This window comes from Paenibacillus sp. FSL R10-2778 (assembly GCF_038593035.1).
Lineage (GTDB): Bacteria > Bacillota > Bacilli > Paenibacillales > Paenibacillaceae > Paenibacillus_AQ > Paenibacillus_AQ odorifer.
The window spans coordinates 178,294-197,004 of record NZ_CP151956.1; the positions used below are offsets into that span (position 1 = coordinate 178,294).

At 45.9% G+C, this 18,711-nt stretch carries 16 protein-coding genes and 1 tRNA gene; 15 read left to right on the plus strand and 2 right to left on the minus strand.

The genetic code is table 11. The features are described from left to right. Nucleotides 1-8: 8 nt before the first annotated feature. The 7 genes from rapZ (at nucleotide 9) to NST40_RS00900 (ending at nucleotide 6,157) form a co-directional block, all read left to right on the plus strand. Nucleotides 9-908: an RNase adapter RapZ gene (rapZ, locus tag NST40_RS00870; protein WP_076126855.1), complete on the plus strand. Its 900-nt coding sequence runs from the start codon at nucleotides 9-11 to the stop codon at nucleotides 906-908. 54 nt (nucleotides 909-962) lie between these two features. Next, nucleotides 963-1,910 (plus strand): YvcK family protein, encoded by a 948-nt coding sequence (locus tag NST40_RS00875; protein ID WP_169744815.1) that lies wholly within the window; start codon nucleotides 963-965, stop codon nucleotides 1,908-1,910. Between the two features lie 45 nt (nucleotides 1,911-1,955). Then, the gene (whiA, locus tag NST40_RS00880) at nucleotides 1,956-2,885 is read left to right on the plus strand and encodes a DNA-binding protein WhiA (protein ID WP_036687104.1); all 930 of its coding nucleotides are present in this window, start codon (nucleotides 1,956-1,958) and stop codon (nucleotides 2,883-2,885) included. A 97-nt stretch (nucleotides 2,886-2,982) separates the two neighbouring features. Continuing rightward, a complete protein-coding gene (locus tag NST40_RS00885; RefSeq protein ID WP_036687106.1) occupies nucleotides 2,983-3,252 on the plus strand; it encodes an HPr family phosphocarrier protein in 270 nt (89 codons plus the stop codon). Between the two features lie 169 nt (nucleotides 3,253-3,421). After that, nucleotides 3,422-4,177, plus strand: coding sequence for an SIMPL domain-containing protein (locus NST40_RS00890; protein WP_076126857.1), 756 nt, complete (start codon nucleotides 3,422-3,424; stop codon nucleotides 4,175-4,177). A gap of 126 nt (nucleotides 4,178-4,303) precedes the next feature. Then, nucleotides 4,304-5,407: a DUF4163 domain-containing protein gene (locus tag NST40_RS00895; protein WP_076277722.1), complete on the plus strand. Its 1,104-nt coding sequence runs from the start codon at nucleotides 4,304-4,306 to the stop codon at nucleotides 5,405-5,407. Nucleotides 5,408-5,518: 111 nt separating this feature from the next. Further along, entirely contained in the window at nucleotides 5,519-6,157 is a 639-nt protein-coding gene (locus NST40_RS00900; RefSeq protein ID WP_076186860.1) for a GDSL-type esterase/lipase family protein, read from the plus strand. 89 nt (nucleotides 6,158-6,246) lie between these two features. Here the strand turns inward: NST40_RS00900 and clpP are convergent, their stop codons facing one another. Continuing rightward, on the minus strand, nucleotides 6,247-6,843 hold the full coding sequence (clpP, locus tag NST40_RS00905; RefSeq protein ID WP_036687113.1) for an ATP-dependent Clp endopeptidase proteolytic subunit ClpP: 597 nt from the start codon (nucleotides 6,841-6,843) through the stop codon (nucleotides 6,247-6,249). 193 nt (nucleotides 6,844-7,036) lie between these two features. Then, a tRNA-Arg gene (locus NST40_RS00910) sits at nucleotides 7,037-7,111 on the minus strand. A gap of 268 nt (nucleotides 7,112-7,379) precedes the next feature. Here NST40_RS00910 and NST40_RS00915 point away from each other — a divergent pair. From NST40_RS00915 to rnr, 8 genes are all read left to right on the plus strand, one after another. Further along, nucleotides 7,380-8,432 carry a sugar-binding domain-containing protein gene (locus tag NST40_RS00915; RefSeq protein ID WP_076126862.1) on the plus strand — a complete coding sequence of 351 codons (1,053 nt, stop codon included), beginning with the start codon at nucleotides 7,380-7,382 and terminating at the stop codon, nucleotides 8,430-8,432. A gap of 113 nt (nucleotides 8,433-8,545) precedes the next feature. After that, the gene (gene gap, locus NST40_RS00920; RefSeq protein WP_036687120.1) at nucleotides 8,546-9,556 is read left to right on the plus strand and encodes a type I glyceraldehyde-3-phosphate dehydrogenase; all 1,011 of its coding nucleotides are present in this window, start codon (nucleotides 8,546-8,548) and stop codon (nucleotides 9,554-9,556) included. Nucleotides 9,557-9,672: 116 nt separating this feature from the next. Further along, the gene (locus NST40_RS00925; RefSeq protein WP_076277723.1) at nucleotides 9,673-10,854 is read left to right on the plus strand and encodes a phosphoglycerate kinase; all 1,182 of its coding nucleotides are present in this window, start codon (nucleotides 9,673-9,675) and stop codon (nucleotides 10,852-10,854) included. A 26-nt stretch (nucleotides 10,855-10,880) separates the two neighbouring features. Further along, a complete protein-coding gene (gene tpiA, locus NST40_RS00930; RefSeq protein ID WP_076126864.1) occupies nucleotides 10,881-11,633 on the plus strand; it encodes a triose-phosphate isomerase in 753 nt (250 codons plus the stop codon). A 1-nt stretch (nucleotide 11,634) separates the two neighbouring features. Next, entirely contained in the window at nucleotides 11,635-13,179 is a 1,545-nt protein-coding gene (gene gpmI / locus NST40_RS00935; RefSeq protein ID WP_076277724.1) for a 2,3-bisphosphoglycerate-independent phosphoglycerate mutase, read from the plus strand. 73 nt (nucleotides 13,180-13,252) lie between these two features. Further along, entirely contained in the window at nucleotides 13,253-14,539 is a 1,287-nt protein-coding gene (gene eno / locus NST40_RS00940; RefSeq protein WP_036687130.1) for a phosphopyruvate hydratase, read from the plus strand. A gap of 231 nt (nucleotides 14,540-14,770) precedes the next feature. After that, a complete protein-coding gene (secG, locus tag NST40_RS00945) occupies nucleotides 14,771-15,004 on the plus strand; it encodes a preprotein translocase subunit SecG (RefSeq protein ID WP_076126868.1) in 234 nt (77 codons plus the stop codon). A 354-nt stretch (nucleotides 15,005-15,358) separates the two neighbouring features. Then, a complete protein-coding gene (gene rnr / locus NST40_RS00950) occupies nucleotides 15,359-18,226 on the plus strand; it encodes a ribonuclease R (RefSeq protein WP_341004224.1) in 2,868 nt (955 codons plus the stop codon). The last annotated feature ends 485 nt before the right edge of the window (nucleotides 18,227-18,711 follow it).

Consider the following 18,711-nt stretch of genomic DNA (forward strand, 5'->3'; position numbering starts at 1 on the left):
ACGCTTTTATGACCGAATTGGACAATACCCCAACGGCTGGAGCCACCCTGATTATTATTACGGGAATGTCAGGTGCGGGGAAGACAATTGCTGTACAGAGTCTGGAAGACCTAGGGTTCTTCTGTGTCGATAATTTACCACCGGTGCTGATTCCCAAGTTCGCAGAGCTAATTGAACAGTCGAAGGGTAAGATTGCCAAGGTAGCCCTTGTAATTGACCTGCGTGGTCGAGAATTCTTCACTGCTTTGTCTGAGTCTCTTGCCTATATCAAGGATGAGTCAACCATTGGCTGTGAGATCTTGTTTTTGGATGCTACAGATTCAGTACTTGTTCAGCGTTACAAGGAAAGTCGACGTCATCATCCATTAGCACCTAAGGGGCTGCCGCTTGATGGTATCAAGCTAGAACGTAAAATGCTTGAAGAATTGAAAAATTCAGCTACGTTATGTTTAGATACCAGCAGTATGAAGCCCGTGCAGCTTAAGGAGAAGATCGTTTCACGGTTTTCGCATCTAGGAAAAAGTACGCTTTCCGTCAATATTACATCCTTCGGATTTAAGTACGGTATCCCTATTGATGCAGATCTTGTCTTTGATGTCCGCTTCTTGCCTAACCCACATTATGTGGACCATCTGCGGCCTAAAACCGGCCAGGACAGTGAAGTCTACGATTATGTAATGAAGTGGCCTGAAACACAGGTGTTCCTGACCAAACTGCTCGATATGCTTCATTTTCTAATTCCGCAATATCGCAAGGAAGGTAAGTCCCAGATTATCATTGGCATTGGCTGTACGGGAGGTAAACACCGTTCCGTAGCCATATCTGAGTATTTGGGTAAAATGCTGGGCGTTAGCGAGACGGAATCCGTAACCGTTAGTCATCGGGATTCCGAGCGTGATCGGCACTAGAGAGAAGGGGTCATAGTGGCTGAAGAACAAAGACAGCGTCCACGTATCGTCGTTATGGGCGGTGGCACGGGGTTATCTGTTATGCTTCGTGGTTTAAAAGAGAAGCCATTAGATATTACTGCTATTGTTACCGTTGCCGATGATGGGGGAAGCTCAGGTATTTTGCGCAGTGAACTGCAAATGCCTCCTCCTGGGGACATCCGCAACGTATTGACAGCTATGGCTGATGTTGAGCCGCTCATGGCAGAGATTATGAGATACCGTTTCAACACGGGTGAGGGACTAGCTGGTCATAGTCTCGGCAACTTGATTCTTGCTGCGCTCACGGATATATCCGGCGATTTCGTTACAGCTGTACGGGAGCTCAGTCGATTATTCGCTGTTCGCGGCCGGGTATTGCCTGCGGCCGGTGAGGCTGTAATCCTGCATGCAGAAATGTCGGACGGCACGATTATCACGGGGGAGTCCAAAATCCCTGAAGCTGGCGGGATCATCAGACGAGTGTCCTTGGAGCCGCCAGATGTAGAACCGTTGCCCGAAGCGCTTGAGGCGATTCGGAATGCAGATGCGATCCTGCTGGGTCCTGGCAGTCTGTATACGAGCATTCTTCCCAACCTGCTTGTTCCGAAACTGGCAGAAGCGGTTGTATCTTCGAATGCTATCAAAATTTTCGTCTGCAACGTAATGACTCAGCCGGGTGAAACGGATAACTATACCGTCAGCGATCATCTTCAAGCTGTATATGATCATATCGGGATCGATTTATTCGATTATGTTATTGTTAATGACGGTGAGATTCCGGAACAGGTCCAGACGAAGTACGCCGAGAAGGGCGCGCGCCCGGTGCAGCTTGATAAAGAAGCGCTGGATGGCAATGGATACAAGGTTATAGCCGATAAACTGGTTTTATTCCGAACTTATTTGAGACATGATACCGATAAGCTTAGCCATCACATTTATCAGCTTGTGCAGGATTGGATAAACAGAAACCCTAGGGTATAACTTATAGATGAGAACGAAGTACTTATCAAGAAAGAGGTGAGACCCTTGTCTTTTGCGGCCCTTACCAAAAAAGAGCTGACGATGGTGGAGAGTGAACCCTGCTGCGAGAAGGCGGAAATGTCAGCGCTTATCCGTATGAATGGATCTGTGCAGCTTTCAAGCAAAAAGGTTATTCTCGACATTTCGACGGAGAACGCCGCGATTGCAAGGCGGGTATATTCTTTACTTAAGAAATATTACCAGGTCCATATTGAGCTACTCGTGCGTAAAAAAATGCGTTTGAAGAAAAATAACGTCTATATCGTCAGAATCCCAAACCGTGTACAAGAGATCCTAAAGGATCTTAGAATTGTGTCGGAAGGATTTATTTTTACCGATGGTATTGATGATGAGATTGTTGGGAATAACTGCTGCAAGCGTGCTTATTTGCGCGGTGCCTTTCTGGCTGGCGGATCGGTTAATAATCCGGAAGGCTCCTCCTACCATTTGGAGATTTCCTCGATGTATGAGGAACATTGTAAAGCATTAGTGGATCTGGCTGGGGAATTCCACCTAAACGCACGCTGTATTGAACGTAAAAAAGGGTTCATTCTTTACATTAAAGAAGGCGAGAAGATTATTGAATTCTTAAGTTTGATTGGAGCGCATCAGGCGCTGTTCAAATTTGAGGATGTAAGAATTATGCGCGATATGCGTAATTCCGTGAATCGGATCGTGAACTGCGAGACCGCAAATCTCAACAAAACTATAAGTGCTGCGGTGCGGCAGATTGAAAATATCAAGCTGTTGCAGCGAGAAATGGGACTGGAGAATTTGCCGGATAAACTGCGTGAAGTAGCAGAAATTCGAATGGCGCATCCAGATATCAACCTCAAGGAGGTTGGTGAAATGCTCAAAGGTACAGTCAGTAAGTCGGGAGTAAATCATCGGCTTCGTAAGATTGATGAGCTGGCGGACAAGGTTCGAGGCGGCTAATTACTTTTTTTCTAGTGTGGTTTACGTTATAATGATATAATAATATAAAATTAATGTGAAACTTTTGGGGAGAACTCAATTAGGGGGTAAGCGTTTCATGACAAAGCACCCGGTAGTTGTTCGGTTGAAGACAGGGCTTCATGCCCGACCGGCAGCATTGTTTGTGCAAGAAGCTAACAAGTTTTCGTCGGAGATTTTCGTGGAAAAAGATGATAAAAAAGTAAATGCTAAAAGTATTATGGGGATTATGAGCCTCGCTATCAGTTCCGGCACGGAGATTTACATTAGCGCGGACGGTGCGGATGCCGATCAAGCTGTAAACGCTTTGACAAGTCTGGTCAGCAAAGAAGAGCTTGAGAACCAATAATAGGAAGACAACATCGTTTCTGCTAGGAAGACTTTATTTATCGCATGACCAAAAGCCCTTCGGGGCTTTTTTTAATACCAAAAAATAGATGGAGAACGTGCAACATTTACCAAAATGACTCGTCTAGAGGATAATAACAAATCACAAGAAATGAAAGGGGCTGGCAAATATGAAAGGTTTATTGAAGAAAATTGGTTCAGTGATGATCGTAGGGAGTTTGTTAATTGGAGGGATCAGCATGAGTGGTGTTTTCCAAGGTCCTGCAAAGGCTTACGCAGATGAAGTGCAGAAAAATGTCGTTAGTGTAGTAGGTAAAGGCGAATTGTCCCTCAAGCCGGATATCGTATACTTGTCCATCGGTGTGGATACTACGGCCACAACTGCGCAAGAAGCGCAGAAGACCAATGCCGCTAAAATTCAGAAGATTATGACTTTACTGAAGAATACTTGGAAAATTGCAGATAAAGATATTCAAAGCACGCAGTTTTATGTGCAACCCAATTATAGTTACAGCGAAAAAGAAGGACAGCAAGTGAAGGGGTACAACGCCAATCATACGCTGTTAGTGTCTTATAGAGATCTGACCAAGGTTGGTGAATTGCTGGACGCTGCATCTGCGGCAGGGGCGAATAATATCGGAAATGCACGTTTTTCTGTGGAAGATACTTCTGCATTTGAAGCTCAGGTGATTGAAAAAGCGATGGCGAATGCAGATGTTAAAGCAGGGGCTATTGCTAAGGCAGCTAAACGCAGCTTGGGTCAAGTGATCACGGTCAGCCAAAATGATGGCGATATCACTCCGGTTTATTTTGAACAGAATCTAAAAATGAATATGGCTGCAGCAGATGCTGGTGCAAGTACATCCGTGCAACCCGGAGTAGTTAAAGTTACAACTCAGCTGAGCGTAATGTATGAATTGAAATAGTATCAGAACAAGGTGAATGCAGAGAGGAGAGGTGATCTTCCACTAGTAATAGTGGGGGGCGCCTCTTTTTTTGTGTAAGTTCTCTACGATTCTGTTTAATAAATTGGAAAGGAGAGGAAAAATAAGATGATGAATATTATTTCAAAAGAATCAGCGCGCAAATGGGGCATAGGTCTGATGTCAGCAGGTTTATTGTTTGTTGGAGGCCTGCTGCCCAGCGAAACGGGTTATGCAGCAGCTAGTAAAACGGAGAATAAAGCTATTGATTCGCGTATCGTTTTAAAGGCAAACGGGATAAATTCGTTGCAGGAAGGTATTTTGAAGGAAGGACTGGCCTGGATTCCCATAACTTTTATGCGAGATGTGTTGGGATTACCGCTTGTGTATGATAAGAAGGAAAATGCGTACATGATTGGAAAAGGATCGGCCAAGGCCAAGTTGATGTTATCCAGCTACGGTACTTCTGTGTGGGTGAACAACTATTTCATTCGAGAGTATGAAGGGAAGTTAATTAATAATCGCCTCTATGTTCCATCAGGATTGTTAAATGATTATATGGGTTATAAGGTAGATTGGAGTCGGGCCGCCAGTAGGCTGAATGTGGTGAACAGACCGCAGAACGCGCTGACGGTAACCACGGAAACTTATGCTAAAGATCGGGCAGAAGCTTTTATTCAGCTTGATTATCCGAAGATCAGTGGATTGGGCAACTCCAGTGCGCAACAAGCTATTAATAATACTTTGAAGGAAAGTGTTATGAAATTCGCGGCGGGTGCAGAACAGGATATCTCCGATCGAGATGGAGCAGAGCCCAAATACACCTATGATTCAGGTTATGTAGTGACCTACAATCAGAATGGTGTGATCAGCATAGTGATGCATCAGTATAGTGATACGGGCGGCGCCCATGGAATGACTAACCGTGAAGCCTTCACCTTCTCGCTTAAGGATGGTAAACGTCTACTGTTGGGCGACCTGTTTGGAGCTAATCCAAACTACAAAAAACAGCTGAATGCAAAGCTGAGCAAGCTGCTGAAGGCAGAGGATAGTTATTTGGGAGGATTCAACGGATTGAATACGGAGAAATATTTCTATCTGAAGGACGACAAGGTTGTTCTGTTCTTCCAATTATATGAGTACACAGCGTATGCTGCAGGCTTCCCTGAGTATACTTTTAGTTTCAAAGAGCTTTTGCCGGATGGCAGTAGCCCGTTTGCTGGCATGAAATAAATGGAAATGCGTCGTCTCCGCTAATGTCGGCACAAGACATCTCCCCCTTACCAGAGTTGTCTCTTGTTCATATGCTAAAGGGAGTAACTAGTTTATGAACGGGGGAGAGCTATGGGCTACCAATATACTGCAATTGGCGATTCCTTGACGACTGGATTTGGTGCTCTGCCAGGTAACGGTTTTGTACCGGTGTACCGTAGAATGGCAGAAGGGAGACTGCGGACTACTGTAGCCTCTACGAATTTAGGCGTGAACGGAATGACTACTTCAGAGCTGGAGCAGCGGCTGCGCGGAAATTCCATGATGCGTGAGGCCGTTCGAGTAGCCGATATCATCACTGTGTCTATCGGTGGTAATGATTTGATTCACGCGGCCAAATCAGCAGCAAGACAGCAAGGCAACTTATCCGCAGAACTGCGCAGATCGCTTCAGGAATGCAAACAAAATTTCTCTGCAATTATGAATATCCTTATACAATTGAAGGCGAGGACGCGTAGACCTTTTATCATTAGAATTGTGGGATTATATAACCCCTATCCTCAGGTGGTTGGTGCGACAGAGTGGGTCAGGCAGTTTAATCAATACGCAGCACAGTACAGCAGCCGAGTATGTGGATTTGCTTCGATTTACAGTGAGTTCGCAGGAAATGAGAGAGGGCTGTTATCCATTGATCATTTGCATCCGAATGGCCGGGGTTATCGCGTAATTGCCGAGAAGCTGGATGCGCTAGGTTATGGCGGGCTGGCTTAATTGGATTTAGGTCTTCTATAAAATATAAAGAGGCTGTGCTCTAACCATAACGGATAGAGCACAGCCTCTTTATATTTTTACTTTATAGCTTACACACCGCTAGGCAATGTCTTCTCGATTACTTTATCTACGATACCGTATTCAGCCGCGTCTGCAGCAGTCATGAAGTAGTCGCGATCTGTATCCTTCTCAATACGTTCTAGAGGTTGACCCGTACGTTCTGCTAGAATACGGTTCAGCTTATCGCGCAATTTGAGGATGCGGCGGGCACGGATTTCAATGTCCGTTGCTTGACCTTGAGCACCACCCAGAGGCTGGTGGATCATAATCTCGCTGTTAGGCAGTGCGAAGCGTTTGCCTTTGGCGCCAGCGTTTAGCAGGAAAGCTCCCATGGAAGCTGCCATACCCACACAAATGGTGGAAACGTCTGGTTTAATGTACTGCATTGTATCAAAAATAGCCATACCTGCAGTAATGGAACCGCCTGGACTATTCACGTAGAGGTGAATGTCCTTGTCAGGATCTTCGGCAGCTAAGAACAGCATTTGTGCGATGATAGAATTGGCTACCACGTCATTAACCTCCGTTCCAAGGAAAATGATGCGGTCCTTCAGCAGGCGGGAATAGATGTCATAAGCGCGCTCGCCGCGGTTGCTCTGTTCTACTACCATAGGAATATAACTCACGTGGAAAACCTCCTTGATATTGGTTCTTTAAATGTATTCATTTTTACTCTTGCCGTATTACCCACATGATAAACAAATTCAAACAAAAAGTCAAAGAAAGTCAAACTTATATTCAAAAAAAAGAGCCGACAAGCGGCTCTTTGGTTAAGTAGTAGTATAGGCACTACTAAATTATGTGCAAAAATGAAATTAATGGCGCGCCCGCCAAGAATCGAACTTGGATCTCAGGCTTCGGAGGCCTACGTCATATCCATTGGACCACGGGCGCAACAAAAATGATTATAATACAATTTTTACACAATTGCAATGTAATATTAATACTGGACAAGCGCTCTAGGGACAGGCATCTGGCGCTATATCTTTTTCTGACCTTATTAATGTATAAGAAGACAAGCGCTTGAGAATTCTACTCTCGGAAGACTTGCGCTTCGAGCAATATTTGGTTAGAATATGGGTGGGACTTAAAAAGTTTACCCGGGACGTTTTGAGACCATGAACAAGGGAATAGAGGAAGACGAAGTTGCAGGAGTGAAAGTATGCGTAATTTATTAGATATCCAAAAGCAGCTTCTGCCTGATCTCATGGAAACCCTTAAGAGACGGTACACGATTCTTCATCAGATCATGCTGTCCGATATTATTGGGCGCAGAACGCTAGCCGCTTCGCTAGATATGACTGAGCGGGTACTGCGTGCCGAGACGGATCTTCTGAAATCGCAAGGGCTTATTGAGATCGAGAGTGTTGGCATGCGCATTAGCGCTGCTGGACGTAGACTGCTTGATTTGCTAGAGCCGGTTGTTAAGAGCCTATTTGGTCTGGATGAGCTGGAAGAGAAAATTCGAGCAACGTATGGTCTGGATAAAGTTATTGTAGTACCGGGTGATTGTGAGTCATCGCCGTTCACCAAACGAGAGCTTGGCCGAGCGGGTGCGAAAGCGCTGCTGAGTATACTTCGCGCAGATGATACAGTTGCCGTCACAGGTGGATCGACGCTTGCCGATATGGCTGATCAACTGGCACCGCCGTTGTCCCTTTCCTATAAGAACGCTTGGTTTGTTCCGGCGCGTGGAGGATTAGGAGAGAGTATGGAGATTCAAGCCAACACGATTGCCTCAACCATGGCAAAGCGGGTTGGAGCCAACTACCGGTTGTTGCATGTCCCTGATTTGCTTAGCGGGGATGCATACCAATCGCTGGCACTTGACTCTAATATTGGAGAGATTGTACAAACCATCCGTAGTTCGCGTATTATTGTACATGGGATTGGGGATGCCATTGAAATGACCCGCCGCCGCAAACTGGACGAGGCTACAGTCTCGGAAATCCAGGGTGAAGGGGCAGTGGCCGAATCTTTTGGCTATTATTTCAATGAAGAGGGTCAGGTTGTCCATACCATGCTTACGATGGGTCTACGTCTAGAAGATATTATTCGGACAGAGAAAGTCATCGGTATTGCAGGAGGCAAACCCAAGGCCAAAGCCATTCATGCCATGCTGCGTTTCGGGCAGGAGAATATTCTCGTCACGGACGAGGCTGCTGCAGTAGAAATAGGCAAGGAAATTGACAATCAACTACAGCTATCTTCGTAGTTTTTAGATTGCAGGCAATAACATACTTCTTGCATCATACTTAACATTGTTGTCATGACAGACCTCACCGTCTGTTTTGAATAAATAAAACGAATTCTAGGAGGAACTATTCAATGAGTGTAAAAGTTGGAATTAACGGTTTTGGACGTATTGGACGCCTTGCTTTCCGCCGTATTCAAAATGTAGAAGGTATCGAAGTGGTAGCAATCAACGACTTGACTGACGCTAAGATGCTTGCTCATTTGCTTAAATATGATACAACTCAAGGTAAATTCCAAGGTGATGTTGAAGTGCATGATGGCTTCTTCAAAGTCAATGGTAAAGAAGTTAAGGTTCTTGCTAACCGCAACCCTGAAGAATTGCCATGGGGCGACCTAGGCGTTGATATCGTACTTGAGTGCACAGGTTTCTTCACAACTAAAGAAGCAGCTGAAAAACACTTGAAAGGTGGAGCTAAGAAAGTAGTTATCTCCGCTCCAGCTACTGGCGACATGAAAACTGTCGTTTACAACGTTAACGATGACATTCTTGATGGTACTGAGACTGTTATTTCCGGCGCATCTTGCACAACTAACTGCCTAGCTCCAATGGCAAAAGTACTGAACGACAAGTTCGGTATCGTTGAAGGCTTGATGACTACAATTCATGCTTACACTGGCGACCAAAACACTTTGGATGCTCCACATGCTAAAGGTGACTTCAGACGCGCTCGTGCAGCAGCTGAGAACATCATTCCTAACACTACTGGTGCTGCTAAAGCAATCGGTCTGGTTATTCCAGAACTTAAAGGTAAATTGGATGGTGCAGCTCAACGTGTTCCAGTTGCAACTGGTTCCCTGACTGAACTTGTAACTGTTCTTGATAAGAGCGTTACTGTTGAAGAAATCAACGCAGCAATGAAAGCAGCTTCCGATCCAGACACTTATGGTTACACTGAAGATGAAATCGTATCTTCCGACATCAAAGGTATGACTTTCGGATCCCTGTTCGATGCTACACAAACTAAAGTATTGACTGTTGGCGACAAACAACTGGTTAAAACTGTTGCTTGGTATGACAATGAAATGTCCTACACTGCACAATTGGTTCGTACTTTGGAGAAATTCGCTAAAATCGCTAAGTAATTGACTTGATATAAGCAACATCTATAGAGCGGAAACAGAAATTCCTTGTTTCCGCTCTTTCTAAATGTATTTCTTGTTTCCTGCTAGAAACAATTTTGGGTGTGGAGGAATTAATCATGAACAAAAAAAGCGTCCGTGATGTAGAAGTAAAGGGTAAGCGCGTATTTGTACGCGTGGATTTCAACGTACCTGTAGAAGACGGTAAAATTACTGATGATACTCGTATTCGCGAAACACTTCCAACCATTAAATATTTGATCGGGAACGGTGCAAAGATCATTCTTGCGAGTCATATGGGTCGTCCTAAAGGCGAATTCGTAGATTCCATGCGTTTGACTACTGCTGCTGAACGTCTGTCCGAGCTCCTTGGCAAACCAGTAGCTAAAGCTGACGAAGCAATTGGCGAAGCTGTAAAAGCAAAAATCGCTGAGCTAGGCGAAGGCGACGTACTTGTACTTGAGAATGTTCGCTTCTACCCAGGTGAAGAGAAAAACGATCCTGAACTGGCTAAACAATTCGCTGAATTGGCTGATTTGTTTGTTAATGATGCGTTTGGTGCGGCTCACCGTGCACATGCATCGACAGAAGGTATCGCTCATTTCTTACCAGCTGTATCCGGTCTTTTGATGGAGAAAGAATTGTCCGTTCTTGGTAAAGCTCTTTCTAACCCAGAACGTCCTTTCACTGCGATCATCGGTGGTTCGAAAGTTAAAGACAAGATTGATGTTATTGATAACTTGTTGTCTTTGGCTGATAACGTCCTGATCGGCGGTGGATTGTCTTATACATTCACTAAAGCACAAGGCTTTGAAATCGGTAAATCACTAGTAGACAACGACAAACTTGACGTTGCTCTTGGATTCATCGAAAAAGCAAAAGCACTTGGTAAAAACTTCATGCTTCCTGTTGATGTTGTTGTTGCTGATAAATTTGGTGCTGACGCTAACACTAAGATCGTTGATTACAATGAAATCCCAGAAGGTTGGGAAGGACTTGATATCGGACCTAAGACTCGTGAACTTTATGCCGATATTATCAAGAACTCCAAGCTGGTTGTCTGGAATGGACCTATGGGCGTATTCGAAATCGATAAATTCGCTGAAGGTACACTTGCAGTAGCAAAAGCTTGTGCAACTACTGAAGGTTACACTGTTATTGGTGGCGGAGATTCCGCAGCAGCAGCAGAGAAATTCCACCTGGCTGATCAAATGGATCATATCTCCACTGGTGGCGGTGCATCCCTTGAGTTCATGGAAGGCAAGGCGCTTCCTGGCGTAGAAGCACTGAACGATAAGTAAGACCTAAGAAGGAGGCAACATAAGTCATGAGAACACCTATTATTGCAGGTAACTGGAAAATGTTCAAAACAGTTCCTGAAGCAGAAAGCTTTATTGCTGAAATTAAAGGCAAAGCAGAAGTAGAAGGCGTTGAGACTGTAATCTGCGCTCCATTTACTAACCTGCCTGCACTTGTAGCAGCTGCAAAAGGTACTGACATCAAGATTGGTGCACAAAACCTACACTTTGAAGATAACGGTGCTTACACAGGCGAGATCAGTGGTGTAATGCTAAGTGATCTTGGTGTGGACTATGTTATCATTGGCCACTCTGAGCGTCGTGCTTATTTTGGCGAAACGGATGAAATCGTGAATAAGAAAATGCATGCTGCATTCCGTCACGGAATTACTCCTATCGTATGTGTTGGCGAAAAGCTCGAAGAGCGTGAAGCTGATCAAACTAAAGCAGTATGTAAAGTACAAACTGAAGCTGCATTCCAAGGTCTTAGTGCCGAGCAAGCAGCAAAAGTTGTTATTGCATACGAACCTATCTGGGCTATTGGCACAGGTAAATCTTCCACTTCCCAAGATGCTAACGAAGTTATTGCTTACATCCGCAGTCTTGTAAAAGATCTGTATGATGCAGCAACAGCTGAAGCTGTTCGTATTCAATACGGCGGCAGCGTGAAGCCTGAGAATGTAACTGAGTACATGGGCCAAAGCGACATCGATGGTGCGCTTGTTGGCGGTGCCAGCTTACAACCGGATTCCTTCGTTCAATTGGTTGAGGGGGCGAAGTAAGATGTCAGCTCCAAAACCCGTAGCTTTGATTATCATGGATGGTTTTGGTTTGCGTGGAACGACAGAAGGTAATGCCGTTGCTCAAGCCAACAAACCTAACTATGACCGTTACCTGAAACAATATCCTAACACTACACTCACTGCTTGCGGTGAAGCTGTAGGCCTTCCGGAAGGGCAAATGGGCAACTCCGAAGTAGGGCATTTGAATATTGGTGCAGGCCGGATCGTTTATCAGGATTTGACTCGTATCGATAAATCGATTCGCGAAGGTGAGTTCTTCGATAACGAAACCCTGGTTAGCGCAGTTAGAAATGCTAAGAACAGTGGCAAAAAGCTTCACCTTTACGCGCTTGTATCCGACGGAGGGGTACATAGCCATATTAACCACTTGTTTGCTATGCTTGACCTTGCTAAAAAAGAAGATATGCATGAAGTGTATATCCATGCTTTTATGGACGGTCGTGACGTAGCTCCTGATAGTGGGAAGAAGTTTGTCCAAGATCTAGTAGCTAAAATCGAAGAGGTTGGCGTGGGTACAATTGCAACGGTGTCCGGACGTTATTACGCAATGGATCGTGATAAACGTTGGGAACGTGTAGAGAAAGCCTACCGTGCTATGGTTTATGGTGAAGGCCCTAAATACACGGATGCTGTGCAAGCCATCACTTCATCTTATGAAAACTCGGTATTTGATGAATTCGTTGAACCTAGTGTAATTGTAAACAGTGAAGGCAAACCTGTAACGGCAGTAGAGAGCGGCGATTCCGTCGTATTCCTCAACTTCCGTCCTGACCGTGCTATTCAATTGTCACAAGTGTTCACGAATCAAGATTTCCGCGGTTTCGATCGTGGTCCTTTGTTCCCGCAAAACCTGCACTTCGTATGCCTAACTACTTTCAGCGAAACGGTACAAGGTTATGTAGCCTATTCACCGAAGAACCTGGATAACACATTGGGTGAAGTGCTTGTTCAACAAAACAAGAAGCAACTGCGCATCGCGGAAACTGAGAAATATCCGCATGTAACCTTCTTCTTCAGCGGTGGACGTGACGAGGAGCTTCCTGGTGAAACTCGGATCTTAATCAACTCTCCTAAAGTGGCGACCTATGATCTTCAACCTGAGATGAGCGCATACGAAGTGGCTGCAGCCTGCGTAGCGGAAATCGAAGCGGAAAGACAGGATGCTATCATTCTTAACTTTGCCAATCCTGATATGGTTGGACACTCCGGCATGCTGGAACCAACAATCAAGGCTGTAGAAGTGACGGATGAGTGTGTAGGTAAAGTAGTGGATGCGGTTGTTGCCAAAGGTGGCGTTGCCATTATTATCGCTGACCATGGTAATGCAGATATGGTATTTGACGAGAACGGTCGCCCGTTCACAGCTCATACAACCAATCCTGTTCCGTTCATCGTGACTACTGAGAATGTTGTATTACGTGAATCCGGTATTCTTGCAGACGTAGCACCAACAATCCTAGATTTGATGGGACTTCCGCAACCTGCGGAAATGACCGGACAATCCATGATTGCTAGCCGTAAGTAAGGTAAGGTATAACGCCTTTGATTTTAAGCTATACAAGTAAGACCAAAACAATGTTAAAAGGAGATTAACTTACATGACTATTATTTCTGATGTATATGCTCGCGAAGTCCTTGACTCCCGTGGTAACCCTACTGTAGAGGTTGACGTTTATCTGGAATCCGGTGCTAAAGGCCGCGCTATCGTTCCTTCCGGCGCTTCCACTGGTGCTCACGAAGCTGTAGAACTTCGTGATGGCGACAAATCCCGTTACATGGGTAAAGGCGTTCTGAAAGCTGTTGAGAACGTAAATGAAATCATCGCTCCAGAAGTTATCGGTATGGACGCTCTTGACCAAGTGGGCATCGACAAATTGATGATTACTTTGGACGGAACTCCTAACAAAGGCAAATTGGGCGCTAACGCAATCCTAGCTGTATCCATGGCAGTAGCTCGTGCAGCTGCAGCAGCTTTGGATATTCCTTTGTACGTATACCTGGGCGGATTCAACGCTAAAACTCTTCCAGTACCAATGATGAACATCATCAATGGTGGTGAGCATGCGGACAACAACATCGACGTTCAAGAGTTCATGGTTCTTCCTGTAGGAGCTCCAAGCTTCAAAGAAGCTCTTCGCACAGGTGCTGAAATCTTCCACAACTTGAAATCCGTACTTCAATCCAAAGGCCTGAACACAGCTGTAGGTGACGAAGGTGGTTTCGCACCGAACCTTGGTTCGAATGAAGAAGCAATCACTACAATCATCGAAGCTATTGAAAAAGCTGGTTACAAACCAGGTGTTGACGTATTCTTGGGTATGGACGTTGCTTCCACTGAGTTCTACAAAGACGGTAAATACACCCTTGCTGGCGAAGGTAAATCTTACACTTCCGCTGAGTATGTTGACCTTCTTGCTTCATGGGTTGAAAAATATCCTATCATCACAATCGAAGACGGTATGTCCGAAGACGACTGGGATGGCTGGAAATTGCTTACTGAAAAATTGGGCGATAAAGTCCAATTGGTTGGTGACGACTTGTTCGTTACTAACACTGAGCGTCTTGCAACAGGTATCGAAAAAGGTATCGGTAACTCCATCTTGGTTAAGGTTAACCAAATTGGTACATTGACTGAAACTTTTGATGCTATCGAAATGGCTAAACGTGCTGGTTACACAGCAGTTATCTCCCACCGTTCCGGTGAATCCGAAGATAGCACAATCGCTGACATCGCTGTTGCGACTAATGCTGGTCAAATCAAAACAGGTGCTCCTTCCCGTACAGACCGTGTTGCTAAATACAACCAATTGCTTCGCATCGAAGATGAGTTGGGTGAATTGGCTCAATACAACGGCCTGAAATCCTTCTACAACCTTAAAAGATAATCTGCTTTTATAGCAGACTTCGAAGACCCGCCGTTATGGCGGGTCTTTTTTATGATTTGAAGAAGATAGACTTTAATAGGTTTATCCTTATCTTGCAAGAAAAGCTACGACTTAACAGTCTAAGCTGTTGTATTACCGACAGCGCTATGATAAAATAAGAATACTGTTTATGTATCGTGATAACCTAAATTACCATAGATAGTGATGCTTAGGCGTAGGAGGTGGAAGTGAATGGATATCTTTTTGAAAGTTGTGCTCCTGATTTTTTCCGTCGGTCTTATTGCGGTCGTTCTTCTGCAAAAGGGGAAAAGCGCGGGTCTTTCCGGTGCCATCTCTGGCGGTGCTGAGCATCTCTTTGGTAAAACAAAAGCTCGTGGTATGGAGCTTGTACTACAACGTGTAACTGTTGGACTTGCTGCTGGTTTCTTCATCATGGCGATTCTAGCTGCTATTCTAATCGACTAAAAGATCTACCGTAAGCCCTCGCTCTGTTCTAAATGGAATAGAGCGGAGGCTTTTTTGTTATATTAAAAGGAGTTAAAAAGCACCTAAGGGTGCTTTTCTTTTCATATTCGCAAAGAAAAAGGCTGGATCGATAGGAAGTAAATCTGAAATTGGCATGGATGTATTTCAGCAGTTAAAGGAAATTTTGTACTGTGTTAACCTTTGGATGACAGTAACAGGGATGCGCAGGATTGATTTCGTGTATACTAGGGTATGAAGTAGTAAAGGTAAAATTTACTTGGCATTACTGCAGGGCAGGACAAGATATACATATTTGCCAGCGGCTTGAAGCCGCGGAGGGCTGGGGTGACGAACATGATAACACAAGAAATATTACTCGATTTCATGCGGGAAACTGCATATAAACCAATGACTTATGAAGAGCTGGTGAGTCATTTTGCTCTAGAGGATAGTGAAGGGTTTAAAAAGTTCGAGGAGCTGCTGATTGAATTAGAGCAGGATGGAAGAATTGTATTGACCCGTACTGCACGTTATGGCGTGCCGGAACGGATGGATTTGCTGCGTGGACGTTTACAAGCACATGCGAAGGGTTTTGCTTTTTTAATCCCGGATGATCGTGATCATCCTGACGTATATATCCATGCAAATGATCTTAAGGGAGCTATGAATGGCGATATCGTTCTGATTCGTATTACCTCTAAAAGTCCGTCCGGCGGACGTATGGAAGGCGAAGTAGTACGTATTGTAAAACGTGGCGTGTTGCAGACGGTAGGTGTTTTTCAAAACCTGGAGACCTATGGCTTTGTGCTGCCTGATGATAAGCGGATTAATCGTGATATTTTCATTCCGAAGCAATCCTTTAAAGGTGCTGTAGATGGTCAAAAGGTCGTTGTGCGTATTGTGAGTTATCCGGAAGGCCGAGCAGCGGCAGAGGGTGAAATTATTGAAATTCTCGGACATAAGGATGATCCGGGTGTTGATATTCTTTCCATTATCCGCAAACATCAATTGCCTGAAGCATTTCCAGCTGAAGTGATGGATGAAGCCGATAGTGCTCCTGATTCAATTACAGAAGAGGAGATTGCGGAGCAAGGAAGACGCGACCTGCGAGGGCTGAACATTGTTACGATTGATGGCGAAGATGCTAAGGATTTGGATGATGCGGTAAACGTACAGCGCTTGGAGAATGGACATTACAAGCTGGGCGTCCATATAGCAGACGTAGGTTATTATGTGCGTGAAGGCTCTGAGCTGGATAAAGAAGCCTATGACCGCGGTTGTAGTGTGTATTTGGTAGACCGGGTTATTCCGATGTTGCCGCACCGTCTATCGAACGGGATTTGCAGCTTGAATCCACAGGTAGACCGGTTAACAATGTCCTGTGAAATGGAATTTAACGAGCAAATGAAGGTTGTGAAGCACGATGTCTTTACGAGCGTGATTCGCACCAAAGAGAGAATGACTTACTCCAATGTTCGTAAAATTCTCGAAGATGAAGATCCAGAGCTGCTGGAACGTTATAGTCCACTAATTGATGATTTCCGCCTCATGAAAGAATTGGCGATGAAGCTGCGCGATGCGCGGATGCGCCGGGGTGCGGTTGATTTTGATTTTGAAGAGAGCAAAATCATCGTTGACGAGAACGGCAAGGCTGTAGATATCGTGAAGCGCGAACGTTCTGTAGCGGAGCAGATTATCGAGGAGTTTATGCTGGCGGCAAATGAAACGGTTGCTGAGCATTTCCACTGGTTGAAGGTTCCGTTCCTTTACCGGATTCACGAAGATCCAGATCCAGAGAAGCTGCAGAATTTCATGGCTTTTGCGGCCAATTTCGGATATCACGTCAAGGGCCGTGGCAATTCGGTTCATCCACGTGCTTTGCAGGATCTGTTGGAGCAAATCCAAGGCACGAAGGAACAGACGGTCATCAGTACGATGATGCTGCGTTCCATGAAGCAGGCAAAGTATGATGCGGAGAGCACGGGCCATTTCGGACTGGCTGCGGAATACTATTCTCACTTTACTTCTCCAATTCGCCGGTACCCCGATCTGGTCATTCACCGCGTAATGCGTGAAGTGATTGAGAATGGAGGGGCACTGACCCAGAAACGGCATGATTATTTGTCTAGCCGGATGCCTGACATTGCTCAGCAGTCCTCGGAACGCGAGCGTGTGGCGGTAGAAGCTGAACGCGATACGGAGCAACTGAAGAAAGCAGAATACATGCAGGATAAAGTAGGCGAGGAATTCGAGGCTATGGTCAGCAGTGTGACCAGCTTCGGAATGTTCATCGAGCTGGATAATACCGTCGAAGGTCTTATTCGTCTCAGTGCAATGAGCGACGATTATTATCACTTCGACGAAGGTCATATGGCGCTTATTGGCGAGCGCACATCGCGTGTGTTCCGCATTGGTGACGAGGTGAAGATCCGAGTTGCCAAAGTAAATATGGATGACCACACGATCGATTTCGAGTTGGTCGACATGAAGCCACGCGCGCCAGGTGAGCACCGCGGCGGTGGCTTTGCAGGCGGCCGCGGAGGCAAGGGCGGCCGTTCGGGTGGCGGCTTCATTAAGCCGGCCGGGGGCAAAGGCGCCGCGGGCAAGGGACGCGGCGGTAAAGGCAAGCCCGGCGGCGCTGCTGCAGGCGCGGGCAAGGGCAAGCCGGGCGCAGCTGTGCGCGCCGGTGAAGGGCCGCGCGAAGCGGCCGGTGTTGGCGCAGCGGGCGGACGCGGTAAGCGGAAGCGCGGCCGCGAGGCCGGCGAGGATGCGAGCCGGGTAGTTGCTGCGCCGGGCGCAGAGCGCGGAGGCGAAGCCGGCGGCAACGCAGGCGCGCCGCGTGAGCGCAGCGGCGGGCGAGGCCGCGGCGGAGACACCGGCGGTGCCGGTGGTGGACGCGGCATCAGCTTCGGCTTTGGATCAGGCAAAGGCGGATACGGCGCTCCTGCGTCCGACGCCTCCGGCGGCGAAGCGCGGGGCGTGGACGGCAGCACGAAGTTCCGCAGCCGCGAGGATCGCGGGGGGAACTTTGGCGGTGGAGAAGGCCGTAACGGCGCTCCTACAGGCAAAGGCCGCCGCAAAAAGAAAACCAAAGGCGGCGTGTTCATCGGCCAGTCCGTGACACCAGGCAACGTAGAGACGTTTGAGCAAGTTACTTCTAAACGAAGTGACAATAATGGCGGCGCTCCAGAAGGAGCACCACGTAAGCGTAAAAAGAAATAAATGACGGTTATGCGTTGCGTAACTCTATAATGTTACTAAGCACCGTCCCTCCTGGGGGCGGTGCTTTTTAACTCATAACAGGCTTGGTTAATTGCATTATGTGCAGTTAAATTTGGGTTATGTAGTAAAAGTGGCAGTTAGTTGCATTTTGTACATCTAAATCTGATGAGTTACCTCTAATTGGTCTGATTTCGCTTTTTTAGCTGCAGAAAGTGCAACTAATTAGTTTTTTGGCGGTGATAAGGCTTAAATAGTTGCACGAAATACATTTATATAGAAAAACGTAGGTGATAGCAAAGTGGATAGGTAGAGGATAGGTACAGTATACGATAGGCACAGTATAGGTAAAAGCGGCACTATTTGAATAGGCGTCGAATAGATGTATATCCAAGTAGGGGGAAGCGGATAATTGAGAACAATAGGTAATAAGTAAATAGGGTAGATGGATATAGATATGTAAGAGATTAGTGGATAACTATCTGTTA